Origin of the sequence: Catenulispora acidiphila DSM 44928 (assembly GCF_000024025.1) — a bacterium.
Taxonomy (GTDB): domain Bacteria; phylum Actinomycetota; class Actinomycetes; order Streptomycetales; family Catenulisporaceae; genus Catenulispora; species Catenulispora acidiphila.
On record NC_013131.1, the window covers coordinates 3,427,500 to 3,445,110 of the forward strand.

The window sequence follows — 17,611 nt, forward strand, 5'->3', positions numbered from 1 at the left end:
CGACGGGAATCGGGAGGGCGTCATGGACGGGCAAGCGCGGCTGGAGGAGTTCGCCGACTACGCGGCGGCTCGGCAAAGCCACCTGAAACGCACGGCGTTCCTGCTGTGCGGGGACTGGCACGAGGCGCAGGACCTCACCCAGACCGCGCTGCTCAACCTGTGCAAGGCCTGGCCTCGCGCCAAGCGGGCGGACTCCATCGACGCCTATGCGCAGAAGACGCTCATCAACGCCTATCTCGGCGGCCGGCGCAAGCGGATCCGGGAGCGCGAGGTCCACGCCGCGGTCGCGGTGACGGCCACGCCGTTCGCCCGCGAGGACCAGCCCGACCTGCGGCTGGCGCTGCTGGCCGCGCTGGCGGAGCTGCCGCCGCGCGGCCGGGCCGTGGTGGTCCTGCGGTTCTGGGCGGACTTCAGCATCGAGGCCACCGCCGCCGCGCTCGAATGCTCGACCGGGAACGTGAAAAGCCACTCCTCGCGCGCCCTGGTCCGCCTGCGGGAGCTGCTCGGGGATTCCCTCGCCGACTTCGAGTACTCACGGGAGGGCGGACAGCGATGACGAACACCGAAGAGCTTCCGGACCAGACGGCACGCGACCTTTTCACGATGATGTTCGACGAGGGCGGGACGGCGGTGCCCTCGGACGATCTGGCGCCCGCCGCGATGGCCGGCTATCGGCGCCACCGGCGGCGGCGCACCGCGCTGGTCGGAGCGGGCACGACGGCCGCCGTGGTCGGGATCGCGAGCGTCGCGCTGGCCATGGGCGGCGGAACGGATCGGTCGGGGACCGCGCCGGCGGTGACGGTGAGAACCGACGCGTCCGCGCCGCATACCTCGCCCATGCCGACCGGCGCCGGCCAGATCGTGGACTGTGTGACCAATTTCGTCCCCGAGAGCGGATCGACGAAGGAATCGGCCGACTGTCAGCGCGCCGGGCAGCTCTGGCAGGCAGTGTTTCCGGGGGGGAAGGTCAGCGGGGCGCGCGATCCGGGCATCGTGCAGATCACACCCGGGTTCCTCGCGCGGGTCAGTGCCCAGAAGGCGGACGCGCCCGCCCTCTACGGACATGCTCAGCCGCAGGTCGTCAAGGATTGGGCGGACGCCAAGGCCGCCGACGCGAACGCCGGGGACCAGTTCTGGTCGGGCTTCGACATCGCGACCCCTCAGGGGACGATCATGGTCTCCGCGGTATACCCGGGGACGAGCAGTCGAGCCCAAGCACGCTGCATGGGGGAGAGTCCTTGTGATTCCGTCCCGCTCAGCGACGGCTCCACGGCCGAGGTTTCCGGCGCCGCGGGCGTCCCCGGCTACCGCGTGGTGGTGCGTTCCCACGGCGGGGACGTCTACAGGTTCACCTTCACCAGCTGGTATGACCCGCGCTACGTCGCGATTCCCTGTTCCGCGCCGAACGGACAGTGCTTTGCCGACCTCGCCGACGGCTCGATCCTGCCCGGTACCGTTCCCAGTACCAGCGCGCTGATCGGCGAGCCGGTCGTCACGCACGCCGTGCTGACGGACATCCTGAACCGGCCCGCGTTCGCCGCGCTGGTGCAGGGCTTCTTCGACGGAAAGCTAGGACAGCCCGGCTAAGCCCGCCCCACCACGATCGCCGACCCGTGCCCGAACAACCCCTGGTTCACCGCGACGCCGACCCGCGCGCCCTCGACCTGCCGGGCGCCGGCGTCGCCGCGCAGCTGCCACGCCAGTTCGCAGACCTGTGCGATGGCCTGCGCCGGGATCGCCTCGCCGAAGGAGCTCAGGCCGCCGCTCGGGTTGACCGGGACGCGGCCGCCGAGTGCGGTCGCGCCTTCGTGCAGCAGCTTCTCGGCCTCGCCGGGGGCGCACAGCCCGATTTCCTCATACCAGTCCAACTCCATCGCGGTCGTCAGGTCGTAGACCTCCGCGAGGTCCACGTCCTCCGGGCCGATCCCGGCGGCCTCGTACGCCGTGTGCGCCAGCGACTCGCGGAACGTGCGCGTCGCCGGCGGCGTGGTCGCCATCGAGTCCGAGGCCAGATAGGGGAAGTCCGGGACAGTCCTCGGATACGTCGGCGTCACCGCCGAGACGGCGCGGATGCGCACCGCGTCCTTGTTCACGCGGCGCGCGTAGTCCTCGGAGGTCAGCACGACCGCCGCCGCGCCGTCGCTGGTCGCGCAGATCTGCAGCAGGCGCAGCGGGTCGCTCACCATCGGGGAGTTCAGGACCGTCTCGGCGTCCACCTCCGCCCGGAAGCGCGCGTTCGGGTTCAGCGATCCCGCGCGGGCGTTCTTTACCTTCACCGCCGCGAAGTCCGCCTCCGTCGAGCCGCGCAGGGCCATCCGGCGGCGCGCGTAGAGGCCGAAATACGCCGGGTTCGTCGCGCCGAGCAGGCGGAAGCGCAGCCAGTCCGGGTCGTCGGGGCGGTCGCCGCCGACCGGGGCGAAGAACCCCTTCGGGGTGGTGTCCGCGCCGACTACCAAGACCACGTCTGCCAAGCCGGCGAGGATGTGCGCGCGGGCGGTGGCGAGCGCCTGCGCGCCGGTGGCGCATGCCGCGTAGCAGCTCGCGACCGGTGCGCCCTGCCAGCCCAGCGCCTGGGACAGCGCCGAGCCGGCGACGAAGCCGGGGTAGCCGTTGCGGATCGTCTCGCCGCCGACCACCAGCTGCACGTCGCGCCAGCCGAGGCCGGCGTCGGCCAGCGCGGCGCGCGCTGCGACCGTGCCGTATTCGACGAAGGATTTCCCCCACGCGCCCCAGGGGTGCATGCCGACGCCGGCGACGGCGACCGAGTCCAGGCGGCTCATGCGTGCGCCTCCCCGGTATATGCGTCGTATGCCGCGACATCCGGGTAAGAGTCCTCAGATGGTCCGGCGGGACGCCAGTTCCAAACCCTTTCCTCAACGCCCGCAGAGGAAAGGAGGGTTCCGGGGGTCAATTCCATGATCATCCCGACCTGGAGCACCTCGGCGGGGACGTCCGGGGCGACCTGTCCCAGTACGATCATGCGCTCGGCGGCGAGTTCGACGGCGGCCAGCGCGTAGGGGGAGAACTCGGTGTCCGGCGGCCGCGGGTACGGCGGCGGGGGAGCGTAGCGGGCGTCGGTGTACGACCACAGGGTCCCGGTCGTGGACAGCGGGTAAGGGCTCTGATCCAGGCTCTCGCAGCCGGGATCGGGGCAGCCGGGGACGGTCCGCGGGGGGAAGCTCAGGGCGCCGCACGCGGTGCAGCGGCTGGCGAGCAGGGCGAAGCCGTCCGGACCTTCACGGAACCATCCTTCGGTTCCCGGAGCGGCCGGTATGCCGTCAGTCATGGATCTGACGGTATATCAGATTAGCCGCCCCGGGAACGTCAGCCCGCGGTGGATCCGTTCAGTGCCCGGTGTCTTCCACCGAGAAAGAGTCGGTGGGATGGAGCCGGTGAAGTGAGAAGGTGGCTACTCTCGCGCGGTGTGCGGTGGCGCTGTGCGCCGGCACGCCGTTCGGTGCCGGCCGGGCGGACCCGGTGTCCTGGCGCGGACCTCAGTCGTCGACGCGGCGGCGGCTGCCGCGCTGGTCGTCGAGCCGGCCGAGCACGCCGGGGAGGCGTTCCAGCAGCCCGACGAGCTGGTCGAACTCCTCGTCGGTGTACGAGCGGCGCAGCGAGCGGTCCAGGGCCCGCACCCGGCGCTTGGCGGCCTCGTAGGCCTCCTTGCCCCGTGCGGTGACCTCCGCGTCGATGACGCGGCCGGCCCCCCGGCCGAACTCGCGGGTGATGTAGCCCTTGCGCTCCAGTGCGGCCACCAGCCCGACCATGGCCTGCGGCGTCACCGAGACCGAGCGGGCCAGCGTCGCCGAGGAGGCGCGGCGCAGGTGGACCAGTGCCTGCAGGACGCCGTACTGGGCCTCGGTGAGGTCGAGTTCGGCGAGCAGGCGTGTCATGTGCCGGGCGAGTTCACGGTCGCACATGGTGAGCAGCCACGGCAGGTAGCCCGTCGAGGGCCGGTAGCGGACCGGACGATGGCCGCGGCCGGCGAGAGATCCGCCGGTGGCCGGAACCAGTTCCTGGTCGTCCTCGTCCTCGTGCTCGTGCTCGGCGGTGTGTGCAGATGTTTGTTCTGACACAGCGGGTGTTCCCCCCTTGCGTGTTGGTGCCATCCCCACTGCCGCGTTCCCGCCAACGCGGTGACAGCGCTCATGTTGCGTGTCGAGTGGAATGGACTTGTTCAAGCCCATCATATTCACGGAATGGGCACTCCGACAGCGGGTCAGCGCTGTAGATCTGTGTACGTAGATTTACGGATGTTGAGTTCAGCCGATTGAGGCTATAAGTGCAGGCACGCCGAGGGCGCCGCTACCGGCGGGTAGCCGGGCGCGACGCAGCGTGAAACAGGGCCCTGAGGTGCACTCGGACCCGCGCCGGGCTCCATTGCGGGGGGATGCGGAGCCCGTGAAGGGGGGGTGTTCGGTTGTCTGCGGGGGATGGTGCTGTCTGCAGGTCTAGCTGTTTGCAGGTCTAACGGAGCGCTCCACCCGCGCTGCCGGATCACCTGGGGGGAGAGGGAGACAGGGCGCGGGTGGAGCGGTTTCGTACTCGGCGACACCGTGCGGGCTGGTGCGGTGGGTCGGCCGGTCCTGCAACACAGAGGCTACCGCGCGGACACGCTGGGTGGATGATCATGGCGTACTTCTTGAACCAGACTTTGCCGTTTCTTGGGGAAACCGCTGGAGGCGTGCACCAATGGCCCAGGCCGGGCCCCTGATCGCCTATCGTTCTGTCCGGCGGGGGCAGGATTGAGAGCAGAAGGCACGCGACTCGTGAGGCGGCGGCGGTGAACCGAGGCAGGGCGGGCGGCGAGTACGACGACGGGTACGGCCGTCAGGAGCACGACGCCTACGACGGGTACGGCTACGGGCAGGACCCGCACGGGCAGCACGGCCAGCACGGGCAGTACGAGGCCGGCTACGGATCCCCGGACGAGGACGCCACGGTCAACGTCACCGACTACCAAGGCGAGTACGACGGCGCCGGCTACGACGACGGCGGCTACCGCGAGGGTTATCCCGCCGAGGGTTATCCCACCGACGGCTATCACGCCGACGACGGGTACCAGGGCGAGGGCTACGAGGACGACGAGTACGACGACGGCGACGGCGGCGCCTACGGCGCCGTGGCCTACGCCGGGGACGAGGAGGACGACCTCCCGGTCTCCAACCGAATCCTGACCATCCCGAACCTGATCAGCCTGGCCCGGCTGGCCGGCGTGCCGCTGTTCCTCGGCTTGATCCTCTCGCCCTATTACGGCGGTCCGAAGTACGACGTCTGGGCCCTGGTGATCCTGGCGCTGTCCGGGTTCTCCGACTGGCTGGACGGCAAGCTGGCGCGGCGCTGGAACCAGATGACGAAGTTCGGCGCGATGATCGACCCGCTCGCCGACCGGCTGTACATCCTGGCCACGCTGGTCGCGCTGACCATGCGGCAGATCATCCCGCTGTGGCTGCCGATCGTGCTGGTCGGTCGCGACGTGCTGATGCTGGTGCTGATCTCACCGAAGCTGCGCAAGGCCGGCTACGGCGTCGCGCTGCCGGTGCACTTCCTGGGCAAGGCCGCGACGTTCAACCTGCTCTACGCCTTCCCGCTGCTGCTGCTCGGGCAGATCAGCGAGAAGCCGAACCACCTGACGGACATCGCGAACATCTTCGGCTGGGCGTTCGTCGGCTGGGGGACCGCGCTGTATCTGTTGGCCGGCGGCATGTACTTCGTGCAGGCCCGGCAGCTCACGCGCGCCTCCGGGCGGTGAGGCGCGCGCGCCTTCCCGGACGTGTCAAGATGGCCTCCATGCCCACGCCGCCCGACGTCCGGAGCACCCCGCGCCGTGACGCCTCGATGTCGCTGCTGACCAGCCTGCTCAACGACACGCTGGACCCCGGGTACGCCGAGACCGCGGCGCGGCGCAAGGCGGTCGGCGGCGAGGAGGCCGTCGCCAGCCACTGGACGCGGCGTCCCTCGCCCACGGTGCTGTTGGGCGTCGCGGCGGTCGCGCTGGTGCTCGTCATCGCCGCGATCCAGACCCACCGGCAGGCGCCGGCGGTCGAGCGCGAGCGGAACCAGCTGATCTCCCGGGTGCAGGACGGCGAGCGGAAGAACTCTGCCGACGAGTCGATGATCTCCACGCTCCGCGGGCAGTTGCAGGCGGCGCAGGCCGAGGCGCTGGGACCGGAGCAGGGCAAGGCGTTCACCGCGCTGTCGGTGGCGACCGGCGCCGCGCCGGTGACCGGACCGGGCCTGGAGGTCGTGCTCAACGACGCCGCCGGCGCCGACAGCGCGGCCAGCAGCGACCCGCGCCAGACCAGCACCAACCAGAGCCGGGTGCTCGACCTGGACTTGCAGAACGCGACGAACGGGCTGTGGGCGGCCGGCGCGGAGGCGATCTCGATCAACGGCCAGCGGCTCACCGCGCTGTCCGCGATCCGCACCGCCGGCTCGGCGATCATGGTGGACTTCCGGCCGCTGTCGCCGCCGTACACGCTGCAGGCGATCGGCGACCCGAAGTCGATGGCGGCGAAGTTCGCCGACGGCGCGGACGGCCGGTACCTGTTCGAGCTGAAGTCGCAGTACGGGATCGGATTCACCACGAGCACGAAGAACAAGCTCAGCCTGCCGGCGGCCACGCAGCTGTCGCTGACCGACGCGGTGCCGGCGCCGTGAGGGGTGCGGCGGTGCGCGACCGTGCGATGCGGGACGCGATGGCGCGGGGTGCGGCGGTGCCGGGTGCGGCGGTGCGAATGAGTGCCGGTGCCTTGAGCGTCGCCGAGGGTTCGGTACGGTGGGCCCAGCACTTTTCCGCATCAGGCCACGAGCGCGTGCTGCGCCTGAGGCGACCACCCCTGACCAACGCCGGGATGGCCGGGGCGATGACCGAAGCCGGGACGAGCGAGACCGGATTGACTGAGACCGGGATGACTGAGATGACTTGGAGGGCGTCGTGATCGCGGCGATCGGATTGGTGATCGGCGTGATCGCGGGAGTGGTCTTCCACCCCACCGTGCCCGAGGGCCTCGCGCCCTATCTGCCGATCGCAGTCGTGGCAGCGCTCGACGCCGTCTTCGGCGGCCTGCGCGCCCTGCTGGACGGGATCTTCGACGACAAGGTGTTCGTGGTCTCCTTCGTCTCCAACGTCCTGGTGGCCGCCCTCATCGTGTACCTCGGCGACCAGCTCGGCGTCGGTTCCCAGCTGACCACCGGCGTGGTGGTCGTCCTGGGCATCCGCATCTTCTCCAACGCCGCGGCCATCCGCCGCCACATCTTCCACGCCTGAGAAGGAGCGCTGGATGCAGACGCGGCCGGGGAACGAGCCGGAGCGGGATCCGCAGGAGCCGGAGACGGACTCGGAGGCGGAGACGGGCTCGGAGGCGGAGCCGACTTCGGAATCAGCGGACGGTGCTGAGGAGAGTGAGCGGGATCCGTTCACGCCCAAGGTGCCGCCGTCCGACGACGACGATGAGGCTGAGGCTGAAGCTGAGGCGCCAGAGCCGGCTGCCGCGGACCTCACCGAGACCGTGGACATCCGAAGCCTTCCAGAGGAACCGGCTGCCGACGCGGACTTGGCCGCGACGATGGACTTGCGGAGTGTGCAGCAAGAGCCGGCAAGCAAGCCCGATCGCTCGCACAAGCACCGCGGAGAAAAGGCTGCGGAGTCGCTCAAGCCGCTCCCGGCCGCTGAGGAGCCCGTCGCCGCCGAGAACAACGATGAGCCCGCTGGCGAGCCTGAGCAGCCGGAGAAGGCGACCCCGGATGCCGCCAAGACGGTGAATCTTCGGGACCTGCTTCCCGAGAGTGAGACCCCTGAGGACAAGGCTGCCGATTCCGGCGAAAGCGAGCCCTCGCGCGAGCAGGAGCAGGAGCAGGAGCAGGAGCAGAGCGAATCAGCTGCTGGCGACCCTCCTTCTCGCAGCACTCCCGACGAGAGCGAGTCTTCCTCCGAGCAGGACCGGAGCGAAGACAGCGAGCCGACCGCCGGCGAACCACCCCTCCGCCGCCGCACTCCCCCCGAGCCCGGCGAGCACGATCCGGCCGTCCGTCGCCGCACCGGCGAAGGCGAGCCGCCGCGGCGTCGTCCCGCTCCCGGCGGGCAGCCTGCGCGGCGTCCTGGGGCGGGGCAGGATCCGCGGCGTGGCGGGTATCCGCATCCGGGTGAGGCCGGTGGTCCTCGGCGTCGGCCGGCGCCTGGTCCGCGGCCGGTTGGTGCGGCTGCCGCGGTGGTCGCGGCTCCGACTGCCGCTCCGGCGGCGTCCGTGCCGGCCAAGACTCCCTCGGCGCCCTCGGTCTCGCTGGGGCGGCGGCGGTTGTTCACCGCGTTGTGGCCGCCGCGGTTGTCGCGGAACCAGGCGGTGGTCGGTGTGCTGCTGGGGGTGCTCGGGGCGGCGCTGGCCATCCAGGTGCATGCGACCAACACCTCTGATGAGATCCTGCGCGGGGCGCGGGCCGACGATCTGGTGAACATCCTTGATGAGGTGACGTCGCGGGGTCAGAGTCTGGATGCCGAGCTGCGGACTCTGGAGACGCAGAACGCCACGATCCAGGACAGCACCGACAAGGCACAGGCGGCGTTGGCGCAGGCGCAGCAGAAGGCGAAGGATCTGCAGATCCTGGCCGGGACGGTCAAGGCCAAGGGTCCCGGGATCACCATGACCATCACCGATCCGCAGGGGCAGCTCAAGTCGGCGACGTTGCTCAACGCGCTGGAGGAGCTTCGCGCCGCCGGTGCCGAGGTGGTGCAGGTGGACAACGTGCGGGTGATCGTGTCCTCGTCCTTCGTCGACGCCGCCGACGGCGGGATCGCGCTGGACGGGCACCCGCTGACCCAGCCGTACGTCTACAAGGTGATCGGCGATCCGAACACGATCGGGCCGGCGATGCAGATCCCCGGCGGCGTGGTGGCGACGGTGAAGTCCTCGCCGGGCGCCAACGCCACGATCGCGCCCGGGCAGGTGCTGGTCGACGCCGTCGTGCCGCCGCCGAATCCGACTTACGCCAAGGCTGGCTGAGGCCGGGCGGCGCTGGGCGGCTCCAGGCGTCGGGCGGCGCTGCTTCGGCGGCCGTCAGGGCCGGTGCGCCGCGGGCTCGTCCATGGTCCAGAATATGAGCGCGGGCCCACCGGCCCGTGGCGGCCGCCGCGCCGTCGACACCGTGTGAGGAAAGGGCGGCAAAGAAGCCGATGACCCCCGAAGAGCTGAAGTACACCGCCGAGCACGAGTGGGTCCGCTCCGGCGACGCCGACAGCGTCCGCGTCGGGATCACCGACTATGCCCAGGGACAGCTGGGCGACATCGTGTTCGTGCAGCTGCCCGACGTCGGCGCCAAGGTCACCGCAGGCGAGCCGTGCGGGGAGCTGGAGTCCACCAAGAGCGTCAGCGACCTGTTCGCGCCGCTGACCGGCACGGTCACCGCCGTGAACGCCGAGCTGGACTCCTCCCCGGAACTGATCAACACCGACCCCTACGGCGAGGGCTGGATCTTCGACGTGGAGCCCGACGACGCCTCCGAGGTCGAGGCGCTGCTCGACGCCAAGGGCTACGAGGCCACCATCGCGGAGTGAACCTCGCCGGACGCCGGGTCCGGGACCGGCACGGCCCGGTCCTGGACCCGGCGTCTTTCACCCCCACGGTGTCCCAGCGCTCGCCGATAGCTGATTCGAGCCCTGAGACGACGTAATCTGGGGGGATGGTTGGGACGTCGGTCGTGTGAAGAGGTGGCATCTCGGCGCGTTCCGGTTGACCTCGACGAGAGGCGCCCCATAAGTTGCGACCAACGCAGGCGGACGCCACAACCGCCACAGTGAATACTCCGGGAGGCCCACGACATGCCGTTCTGCACCAGGTGCGGGAACGCCAACCAAGCGGGGAGCCGCTTCTGCTCGCACTGCGGCACCGCATTGGCCGAGTCCCCGCTTCCGGGTGACCCCTTGGTGCCCGAGGGAGCGGCGGAGCGGACCTCGACGATGTCGCTGGTCAGTGCGGAAGCAGCCGCCGAAGCGGAGGTCGGCGGCGAGGAGACGGAGCGGGTCGGACTGGGTCCGGCCGACCGCGAGGCGCTGGCCGCGCTCCCGGCCGGCTCGGCGCTGCTGGTGGTGCGGCGCGGGCCGAACGCCGGCAGCCGGTTCCTGCTGGACGCCGACGTCACCACCGTCGGGCGCAGCCCGGACAGCGACATCTTCCTGGACGACGTCACCGTCTCCCGCCGCCACGCCGAGTTCGCGCGCAGCGCGCAGGGTTTCCTGGTGCGCGACGTCGGGAGCCTGAACGGCACCTACGTCGACCGCAACCTGATCCAGGAGGCGCTGCTGCGCGACGGCGACGAGGTGCAGGTCGGCAAGTACCGCCTGGTGTTCCACAAGGGCTGAGCCGCCCCGGCCGCGCCCCGCGGCCGAGGCCGGCGACGGTCGGGCCAGGGGGGCCGGCAGGAGAGGTGAGGAGAGCGGCGTGTCCGGCGAGGCGCTCACCATCGGCGAAGTCATCGGCCGGCTGGCCGCGGACTTCCCGGACTTGACCGTGTCCAAGATCCGCTACCTGGAGAGCGGCGGGCTGATCAGCCCGGGCCGGACTCCGGCGGGCTATCGGCGCTTCACCGAGGAGGACGTCGAGAAGCTGCGCTGGGTCCTGGCCGCGCAGCGCGACCAGTACCTGCCGCTGAAGGTGATCCGGCAGCACCTGGCGGCCGACGGCCCTCGGGTCACCGCCGGGGACGCCGACGCCATAGTGGCCGCGCTGACCTCCGGCTCCGAGCCGGCCGCCGGGACGGATCCAGCCACCGACACCGCCGCCGCCGCGGTCTCGGGGCGCTCTGAGCGCTCTGCGCGGTGGGAACGCACCCCGGCTGAGAACGGCGTCCCCGGTGGCGCGGATGCCGCGGAAAGTCCTGCCGGAGCGGAATCCGGTCGGGCGGCAGCAGCGCCCGACCGTCCGCGGCTGCCTCCGCCGTCCACCCTGACGCCGCCCCTGCCGCCGCTTCCCCATCCCCGGGCCGTCACGGTCGCCGATCCGGAGTTCTTCGTGGCTGCCCGATCTGATGTCGGCGAGCTCCATCTGAGCCGCGACGGACTGGCGCGGACGGCAGGCGTGTCCGGGTCCTTCCTCGCCGACCTGATCGCCTACGGCCTGGTGCCGAACGCCGAGGACTACGGCGGCGACGCGGTGATCATCGCGCGCGCCGCCTCGGCGCTGACCGAATACGGGCTCGAACCCAGACATCTGCGTCCCCTGCTCACCGGCGCGCGCAACACCGCCGGGCTGCTCGGCACGCTGCTGCCGACCCGGCGCCACGACGGCGTCACCGGCGCCGGACGGCAGGCGGCGGCGTCCCGGGCGGCCGGCCGGACCGCGGAGGCCTCAGCGGCGGCTGTGAAGCTCTACGGGGCGCTGCTGCGGGCCGAGCTGGCCGGGAGCGGCGGCGGCGCGGCTGCGGCGGCCCACGGCTCGCACAGCGCCGCGGCCGCGGCCGCGACCGCGGTTTCCGCTTCTTCTGCCGCGGCGGCAGCCCCGACCGCGGCCGAGACCCCCGTCGCGGCCGCCGTTCCCCCGATCGCCCCGATCGCGCCGATCCCGCAGATCTCAGCCCCCTCGGCGCCGGTCCCGTCCGTCCCGGCGCCTGCCCCGCCCACCTCCGCCGACGCCTCACCGACCCCGTCCGTCCCGGCATCCCGGGCATCTTCCAGGAACCCCGGCATGCCCGGCGGGCCCGCGTCGCGATAGGGTGGACACTGTGAACGAACTCGACGTCGTCGGCGTCCGCGTCGAGATGCCGTCCAACCAGACGATCGTCCTGCTGCGCGAGGTGAGCGGCGAGCGGTATCTGCCGATCTGGATCGGGGCCAACGAGGCCTCGGCCATCGCGCTGGCCCAGCAGGGCGTCACGCCCCCGCGCCCCTTGACCCACGACCTGTTCCGGGACGTGCTCGCCGCCTTCGGCCGGCAGCTCCTGGAGGTCCGCATCACGGCGATGCGCGACATGGTCTTCTACGCCGAACTGGTCTTCGACGGCGGCCTGCAGGTCAGTGCCCGCCCCTCGGACGCCATCGCGCTCGCGCTGCGCACCGGCGCGACCATCTACGGCGCCGAGGAAGTCCTCGCCGAGAGCAGCATCCTGATTCCCGACGAGCAGGAGGACGAGGTCGAGGTCGAGCGGTTCCGCGAATTCCTCGATCAGGTCTCCCCGGAGGACTTCGGCGCCTGAGCGGGGTCGGACCCTGCTCGTGCGGCTGGTGTCGGCTGGTGTCGGCTGGTGTCGGCTCGCGCGGCTCGTCGCGGGGCCGCCGCACCGGCTCGGCGCGCCCGCCGCGAAGGTCGGATAGTCCGATTCACGAAGACACGCCCAGAGCCCGCCGGGCGATGTCGTTGACCGGTGCCCGGTGCCGCGCATACGGTCGAAGACAGACCGGCCGTGGACGGCCCGGGCCGGCCGTCGGAGGCCGGAGCGCCGATCGCGGACCGGTGTCGGGGGTTTGCGGAGACTGATCGACGTCAAGGAATCCGGGCGAGGGATCTTTCCCGACAGCACGGATCGGCGTGGGTCCCCTCATCGGGGCTCTTCAAGCGGAAGGCCATGCACATGACCGGGACGGGCGCTGTGAGCGGGAGCGGGTTCCCGCGCGCGGTCGGACCGGGCGACCTGCCGGCCTCCGGCGCGCACCGTCCGCCGGGCTCGCAGGCCGGCTACCGCGGGCCGACGGCCTGCGCGGCGGCCGGCATCACCTACCGCCAGCTGGACTACTGGGCCCGCACCGCGCTGGTCGAGCCCTCGATCCGGTCCGCCTCGGGCTCGGGGTCGCAGCGGCTGTACAGCTTCCGCGACATCATCGCGCTGAAGATCGTCAAGCGGCTGCTGGACACCGGCGTCTCGCTGCAGAACATCCGGATCGCGGTCGGCTACCTGCGCGCCCGCGGCGAGGCCGACCTGGCCGGCGTCACCCTGATGAGCGACGGCGCGAGCGTGTACGAGTGCACGTCCCCGACCGAGGTCTTCGACCTGGTGCAGGGCGGCCAGGGCGTGTTCGGCATCGCGGTGGACGCGGTCTGCCGCGAGGTCGAGGGGACGCTGAAGCAGTTCCCCGGCGCCGGCGAGGGCGGCGAGATCCCCAGCGGAGCAGCCGCCGCCGGCCCTGCCGCCGCGAGCACCACCGGCAACGGTTCCGGCGACGAGCCGGGAGCGTCGCAGGACGTGGACGAACTGGCCCGCCGGCGGCGGATAAGAGCGGTCTGACACCGCAGCCGCAGCCGCGTCCGCAACTGTGTCCATGTCCGCGCCCGCAACTGCGCCCGCAATCGCAACCGCGCCCGCAACTGCGCCTGAGCCCGCAACTGTGTCCGCAATCGCAACCGCGTCCGCAACTGTGCCTGCAATCGCGCCCGCAACTGCGCCTGAGCCCGCGACTGTGCTCGCAATCGTGCCCGCGCCCGCAACCGCGCCCCGCCGCTCCGCGTCTACCTGACGTGACCCGCATCCAGCCGCGCAGGTGGCTGCCCCGGACCCGCAAGAGCCAGCGCCGGCTGTACCAGGCGGCGGCGCTCGCGGTGGTGCTCATGTTCGCGCCGGTGACCGCCGTCCACGCCTACGCGTCCCCCTATCAGCGCAGTGCGGCCGCGGTTCCCTACGAGCCGGTCGCGATCGTCTTCGGCGCCGGAGCGCCCGGCGGCAGGCCTTCGCCGTACCTGTCCCGCCGCCTGGACGTCGCCCTGGACCTGTACCGGCGCGGCAAGGTGACGGTCATCCTGGTGACCGGCGACAACTCCCAGCCGGACTACGACGAGCCGTCCGCGATGCGGCAGTACCTGGTGGAGCGCGGAGTGCCGGCGGCGCGGATCGTGCGGGACTTCGCGGGCTTCGACACCTGGGCCTCCTGCGAGCGCGCCAAGAAGATCTTCGGGGTCGACCACGCCACCCTGGTGACGCAGGACTTCCACCTGCCCCGCGCGCTGCTGCTGTGCCGCGCCGCCGGCATCGACGCCTACGGCGTCGCCGACACCGGCGAGTCGGCGGCCGGCGAGGACGAGCTGGTGAACGACTCGGCGCGCGAGGTCCTGGCGGGCATCAAGGCCTGGGGACAGGCGGTGTTCCAGCCGCAGCCGGTGCTCGGCAAGAAGGAGACCAGCGTGGCGACCGCGCTCGCGGCGGCGAAGGGCGCGCGCAGCTCGCCGGGATGAACCCGGCGGCGCGCGCCTACGGATGCCGGAGTGCGAAGGTCGGATTAGCGTCGAGGCATGATGACCGGCACGCACGCGATCCTGTACAGCACCGACGCGGACGCCGATCGGGCCTTCCTGCGGGACGTGCTCGGCTTCCCCCATGTGGACGCCGGTGGCGGGTGGCTCATCTTCCAGCTGCCGCCGGCCGAGCTCGGGGTGCATCCGGCCGAGGGCGGTGCGCCGTCCAGCGAGCTGTACCTGATGTGCGACGACCTGGACGCGACGCTGGCCGTGCTGGCGGCCAAGGGGGTGCACACCGTGGGGGAGCGGTCCGAGGCGCGCTGGGGCGTCCGCGCGTGGATCCCGCTGCCGAGCGGCGCCACGCTCGGGCTGTACGAGCCGCGGCATCCGGTGGCGCGGGATCTGCTGGGACCGTGATCACCGTGAGCACAGTGAGCGTGGCCGCTCAGCCGGCGCTCTTCAGCCCGCGCCGGATCTCCTCCACGATGCCCGGCGCCGCGCGCTCGATCAGGTCCATGACGTGCTCGAAGGCTTCGTCGTCGTCGTAGTACGGGTCCGGCACGTCCAGGTCGGGGCCCGCCGAGGGATCGAAGGACCGCAGCAGCCTGATTTTGTCCCGGTCCTGGTCGGTGCGGGCCAGGGCCCGCAGCTCGCGCAGGTGTCCGGCGTCCAGGGCGATGACGAGGTCGTAGTCGTCGAACCAGCCGCGCTGGAACTTGCGGGCGGCGTGGTCGGAGGTGAAGCCGTGGCGCCGGAGGGCGCGGACGGTGCGGTGGTCGGCCGTGTCCCCGACGTGCCAGCCGCCGGTCCCGGAGCTGTCCACGATCGCGTCCAGGCCCTCGTCCTCGACGTACTTGCGCAGCACGTGCTCGGCCATGGGGGAGCGGCAGATGTTGCCGGTGCAGACGAAGGTCACGCGGTACGGGCCGCGGGCGGTGGCGTCGGACATGTGATCGATTCTCCCCGGTTCTGGCGCGGCGATCTACCGAACCTACCGGGGCATCCGCCGCCACACCGCCTGCGGCACCAGCCGCGCCACGAAGTACATCGGCCGCAGCGCCCAGGGCACCCACACCCGGATCCGGCGCTTGCGCAGCGCCCCGACCACCGCGTCGGCGACCTGGTCCGGCGTGCTCGACAGCGGCGCCGGGCTCATGCCCTCGGTCATCCGGCCGACGACGAAGCCGGAGCGGACCAGCAGCAGGTGGACGCCGGTACCGTGCAGCGCGTCGCCGAGGCCGCTGGCGAAACCGTCCAGACCGGCCTTCGCCGAGCCGTAGACGTAGTTGGCGCGCCGCACGCGCAGACCCGCGACCGAGGAGAAGACCACCAGGTCGCCGCGGCCCTGGGCCTTGAGCAGGGTGGCCAGCACGGTCAGGATGCTGATCTGGGCCACGTAGTCGGTGTGCACGACCTGCACCGCGTGCGCCGGGTCCCGCTCGGCGCGCTCCTGGTCGCCGAGGATGCCGAACGCCACGACCACCACGCCGACCGGCCCGGCGTCGGCGAAGACCTTCGTCATCAGCTCCGGGTGCGCGGCGACCTCGTCGGCGTCGAACTCCACGCGGTGGACGTCCGCCGCCCCGGCCGCCTTCACCCGCGCCGCCTCGGCTTCCAGCGCCTCGCTGCGCCGCGCGGCCAGGACCACGGTCCGCCCCGCGGCCAGGCGCTCGGCCACCTTCAGCCCGATCTCGCTGCGGCCGCCGAGCAGCAGCACGGCGCCTTCCGTCATCGCACCCGGTTTCACGGTCGCTCAGTCTGCCAGTTTGGAAGGTGAAAAAATTTCCCGGGCCGGTGTCGGATCCGGTCGGCGGTGTTCGTAGGAGAGATGAGAGGCAGCCCGAAGGGGTGCCGGCGACGGACAAGGAGATGGTTCGCGATGCAGTATCTGGTTTCGGTGCTCTGCGAGGGTCCGGTCACGGCCACGGAAGAAGAGGAGGCGGCGATCGACGTGTTCAACGACAAGCTGATCGCCGACGGGCACTGGGTCTTCGCCGGCGGGCTCGGCGAGCCGGTCAACGCCACGGTGATCGACCACCGGGGCGGCGGGGAGCCGATCTTCACCGACGGTCCGTATGTGGAGTCGAAGGAGTTCCTGGTCGGCTTCTGGGTCATCGAGGCCGCTGACCTCGACGTTGCGCTCAAGCTCGCCGCCGAGGGGTCTCGGGCGTGCAACCGGCGGGTCGAGGTGCGGCCGTTCCTGTGATGGGGAAACCGAGCGAGGCCGTCCACGACGGCGTCCACGCCGCTGTCACCCGCGCCCACCGCGAGGAGTGGGCCCGGGTGGTCGCCACCCTGACCCGGCGCTTCGGCGACCTCGACGTCGCCGAGGAGGCGGCCGCCGAGGCGTTCGCGGCGGCCGTCGAGCACTGGCGCGCCGAGGGCGTGCCGCCCAACCCCGGCGGCTGGCTGACCACCACCGCGCAGCGCAAGGCCATCGACCGGGTACGCCGCGAGGCCAAGCGCGGCGACAAGCAGAAGGAGGCTCAGGTGTTCTTCCACGACGACCCGCCCGAGCCGGTCGGCGCCATCGAGGACGAACGGCTCCGGCTGGTCTTCACCTGCTGCCACCCGGCACTGGCGATGGAGAGCCGCGTCGCCCTGACCCTGCGCATGCTCGGCGGCCTGACCGTCGCCGAGATCGCCCGCGCCTTCCTGGTGCAGGAGACCGCGATGGGGCAGCGCATCACCCGCGCGAAGGGCAAGATCAAGGCCGCGCGCATCCCCTACCGCGTCCGGTCGGCCGAAGACCTGCCGGCCCGCGTCACCGGCGTGCTCTCGGTCCTGTTCCTGGTCTTCAACGAGGGCTACCTGGCCACCGGCGCCGACACCGACCCCGTCCGCCAGGACCTCACCGCCGAGGCGATCCGCTTGACCCGCCTGATCCGCACCCTGCTGCCCCGCGACGGCGAGACCGCCGGACTGCTGGCGCTGATGCTCCTCACCGAGGCCCGCCGCCCCGCCAGAGTCTCGGCGACCGGCGAACTGGTCTCCCTCGACGAGCAGGACCGCGGAGCCTGGGACAGGGCCCTGATCGCCGAGGGGCACCAGCTGGTCCGCGAACGCCTGGCCAGCGGCATCGCGCCGGGCCGCTACCAGATCCTCGCGGCGATCAACGCCGTCCACACCTCGGCCCGCGACGCGCGCGACACGGACTGGTCGCAGGTCGTCGCCCTCTACGACCAGCTGGTCCGGATCGACCCCTCACCGATCGTCGCCCTGAACCGCGCCATCGCCGTCGCCGAACTCGACGGCCCGGAGGTTGCCCTGGCGACGATCGACCGCCTCGGCGACCGGCTCGACGGCTACCACGCCTACCACGCGGCGCGCGCCGACCTGCTGCGGCGCACTGGCCGCAGCACGGAGTCGCGGACGGCGTACGACAGGGCGATCGAGCTGGCGGGGAACTCCGGGGAGACGGCCTATCTGACGCGGCGGCGGGATCAGTTGGGGTAGGT

At 71.7% G+C, this 17,611-nt stretch carries 20 protein-coding genes; 15 read left to right on the forward strand and 5 right to left on the reverse strand.

Annotated features, from left to right (window positions below; all coding sequences use genetic code 11):
* Positions 1-22: 22 nt before the first annotated feature.
* Positions 23-556 (forward strand): sigma-70 family RNA polymerase sigma factor, encoded by a 534-nt coding sequence (locus tag CACI_RS15490; protein WP_012787319.1) that lies wholly within the window; start codon positions 23-25, stop codon positions 554-556.
* Positions 553-1,587 carry a hypothetical protein gene (locus CACI_RS15495; RefSeq protein ID WP_012787320.1) on the forward strand — a complete coding sequence of 345 codons (1,035 nt, stop codon included), beginning with the start codon at positions 553-555 and terminating at the stop codon, positions 1,585-1,587. The genes CACI_RS15490 and CACI_RS15495 overlap by 4 nt, the downstream gene beginning before the upstream one ends.
* Here CACI_RS15495 and CACI_RS15500 read toward each other — a convergent pair.
* From CACI_RS15500 to CACI_RS45580, 3 genes are all read right to left on the reverse strand, one after another.
* Positions 1,584-2,780, reverse strand: coding sequence for a lipid-transfer protein (locus CACI_RS15500; protein ID WP_012787321.1), 1,197 nt, complete (start codon positions 2,778-2,780; stop codon positions 1,584-1,586). The genes CACI_RS15495 and CACI_RS15500 overlap by 4 nt on opposite strands.
* Positions 2,777-3,286, reverse strand: a complete 510-nt coding sequence (locus tag CACI_RS15505) for a Zn-ribbon domain-containing OB-fold protein (protein ID WP_012787322.1) — start codon at positions 3,284-3,286, stop codon at positions 2,777-2,779. Before CACI_RS15505 ends, CACI_RS15500 begins: the two co-directional genes overlap by 4 nt.
* A gap of 208 nt (positions 3,287-3,494) precedes the next feature.
* Entirely contained in the window at positions 3,495-4,076 is a 582-nt protein-coding gene (locus CACI_RS45580) for a MarR family winged helix-turn-helix transcriptional regulator (protein ID WP_012787323.1), read from the reverse strand.
* A 1,046-nt stretch (positions 4,077-5,122) separates the two neighbouring features.
* Between CACI_RS45580 and CACI_RS15515 the strand changes: the two genes are divergently transcribed.
* From CACI_RS15515 to CACI_RS15570, 11 genes are all read left to right on the forward strand, one after another.
* The gene (locus tag CACI_RS15515) at positions 5,123-5,752 is read left to right on the forward strand and encodes a CDP-alcohol phosphatidyltransferase family protein (RefSeq protein ID WP_049872022.1); all 630 of its coding nucleotides are present in this window, start codon (positions 5,123-5,125) and stop codon (positions 5,750-5,752) included.
* 38 nt (positions 5,753-5,790) lie between these two features.
* Positions 5,791-6,660: a DUF881 domain-containing protein gene (locus CACI_RS15520; protein ID WP_143765259.1), complete on the forward strand. Its 870-nt coding sequence runs from the start codon at positions 5,791-5,793 to the stop codon at positions 6,658-6,660.
* Between the two features lie 277 nt (positions 6,661-6,937).
* Positions 6,938-7,270 carry a small basic family protein gene (locus CACI_RS15530; protein ID WP_012787327.1) on the forward strand — a complete coding sequence of 111 codons (333 nt, stop codon included), beginning with the start codon at positions 6,938-6,940 and terminating at the stop codon, positions 7,268-7,270.
* A gap of 13 nt (positions 7,271-7,283) precedes the next feature.
* Positions 7,284-8,999 carry a DUF881 domain-containing protein gene (locus CACI_RS47885; RefSeq protein ID WP_012787328.1) on the forward strand — a complete coding sequence of 572 codons (1,716 nt, stop codon included), beginning with the start codon at positions 7,284-7,286 and terminating at the stop codon, positions 8,997-8,999.
* Between the two features lie 170 nt (positions 9,000-9,169).
* The gene (gene gcvH, locus CACI_RS15540) at positions 9,170-9,550 is read left to right on the forward strand and encodes a glycine cleavage system protein GcvH (RefSeq protein ID WP_012787329.1); all 381 of its coding nucleotides are present in this window, start codon (positions 9,170-9,172) and stop codon (positions 9,548-9,550) included.
* 264 nt (positions 9,551-9,814) lie between these two features.
* Positions 9,815-10,354, forward strand: coding sequence for an FHA domain-containing protein (locus CACI_RS52355; protein ID WP_012787330.1), 540 nt, complete (start codon positions 9,815-9,817; stop codon positions 10,352-10,354).
* Between the two features lie 79 nt (positions 10,355-10,433).
* Complete coding sequence (locus tag CACI_RS51185) at positions 10,434-11,702, forward strand: MerR family transcriptional regulator (RefSeq protein WP_012787331.1); 1,269 nt, start codon at positions 10,434-10,436, stop codon at positions 11,700-11,702.
* Between the two features lie 10 nt (positions 11,703-11,712).
* The gene (locus CACI_RS15555; RefSeq protein ID WP_012787332.1) at positions 11,713-12,183 is read left to right on the forward strand and encodes a bifunctional nuclease family protein; all 471 of its coding nucleotides are present in this window, start codon (positions 11,713-11,715) and stop codon (positions 12,181-12,183) included.
* A 369-nt stretch (positions 12,184-12,552) separates the two neighbouring features.
* Entirely contained in the window at positions 12,553-13,209 is a 657-nt protein-coding gene (locus CACI_RS53860; RefSeq protein ID WP_012787333.1) for a MerR family transcriptional regulator, read from the forward strand.
* Between the two features lie 230 nt (positions 13,210-13,439).
* Positions 13,440-14,150 (forward strand): SanA/YdcF family protein, encoded by a 711-nt coding sequence (locus CACI_RS15565; protein WP_012787334.1) that lies wholly within the window; start codon positions 13,440-13,442, stop codon positions 14,148-14,150.
* A gap of 57 nt (positions 14,151-14,207) precedes the next feature.
* Complete coding sequence (locus CACI_RS15570) at positions 14,208-14,570, forward strand: VOC family protein (RefSeq protein WP_041540267.1); 363 nt, start codon at positions 14,208-14,210, stop codon at positions 14,568-14,570.
* Positions 14,571-14,598: 28 nt separating this feature from the next.
* Here CACI_RS15570 and CACI_RS15575 read toward each other — a convergent pair whose 3' ends face one another.
* Together CACI_RS15575 and CACI_RS15580 are read right to left on the reverse strand one after the other, a co-directional pair.
* Positions 14,599-15,102, reverse strand: coding sequence for a low molecular weight protein-tyrosine-phosphatase (locus CACI_RS15575; protein WP_012787336.1), 504 nt, complete (start codon positions 15,100-15,102; stop codon positions 14,599-14,601).
* Between the two features lie 42 nt (positions 15,103-15,144).
* Entirely contained in the window at positions 15,145-15,885 is a 741-nt protein-coding gene (locus tag CACI_RS15580; RefSeq protein ID WP_012787337.1) for an SDR family NAD(P)-dependent oxidoreductase, read from the reverse strand.
* 147 nt (positions 15,886-16,032) lie between these two features.
* On the opposite strand from CACI_RS15580, the gene CACI_RS15585 reads away from it, so the two are divergent.
* Both CACI_RS15585 and CACI_RS15590 read left to right on the forward strand, forming a co-directional pair.
* Positions 16,033-16,359, forward strand: coding sequence for a YciI family protein (locus tag CACI_RS15585; protein ID WP_012787338.1), 327 nt, complete (start codon positions 16,033-16,035; stop codon positions 16,357-16,359).
* Positions 16,359-17,609 (forward strand): RNA polymerase sigma factor, encoded by a 1,251-nt coding sequence (locus tag CACI_RS15590; RefSeq protein ID WP_012787339.1) that lies wholly within the window; start codon positions 16,359-16,361, stop codon positions 17,607-17,609. The genes CACI_RS15585 and CACI_RS15590 overlap by 1 nt, the downstream gene beginning before the upstream one ends.
* Positions 17,610-17,611: the final 2 nt, after the last annotated feature.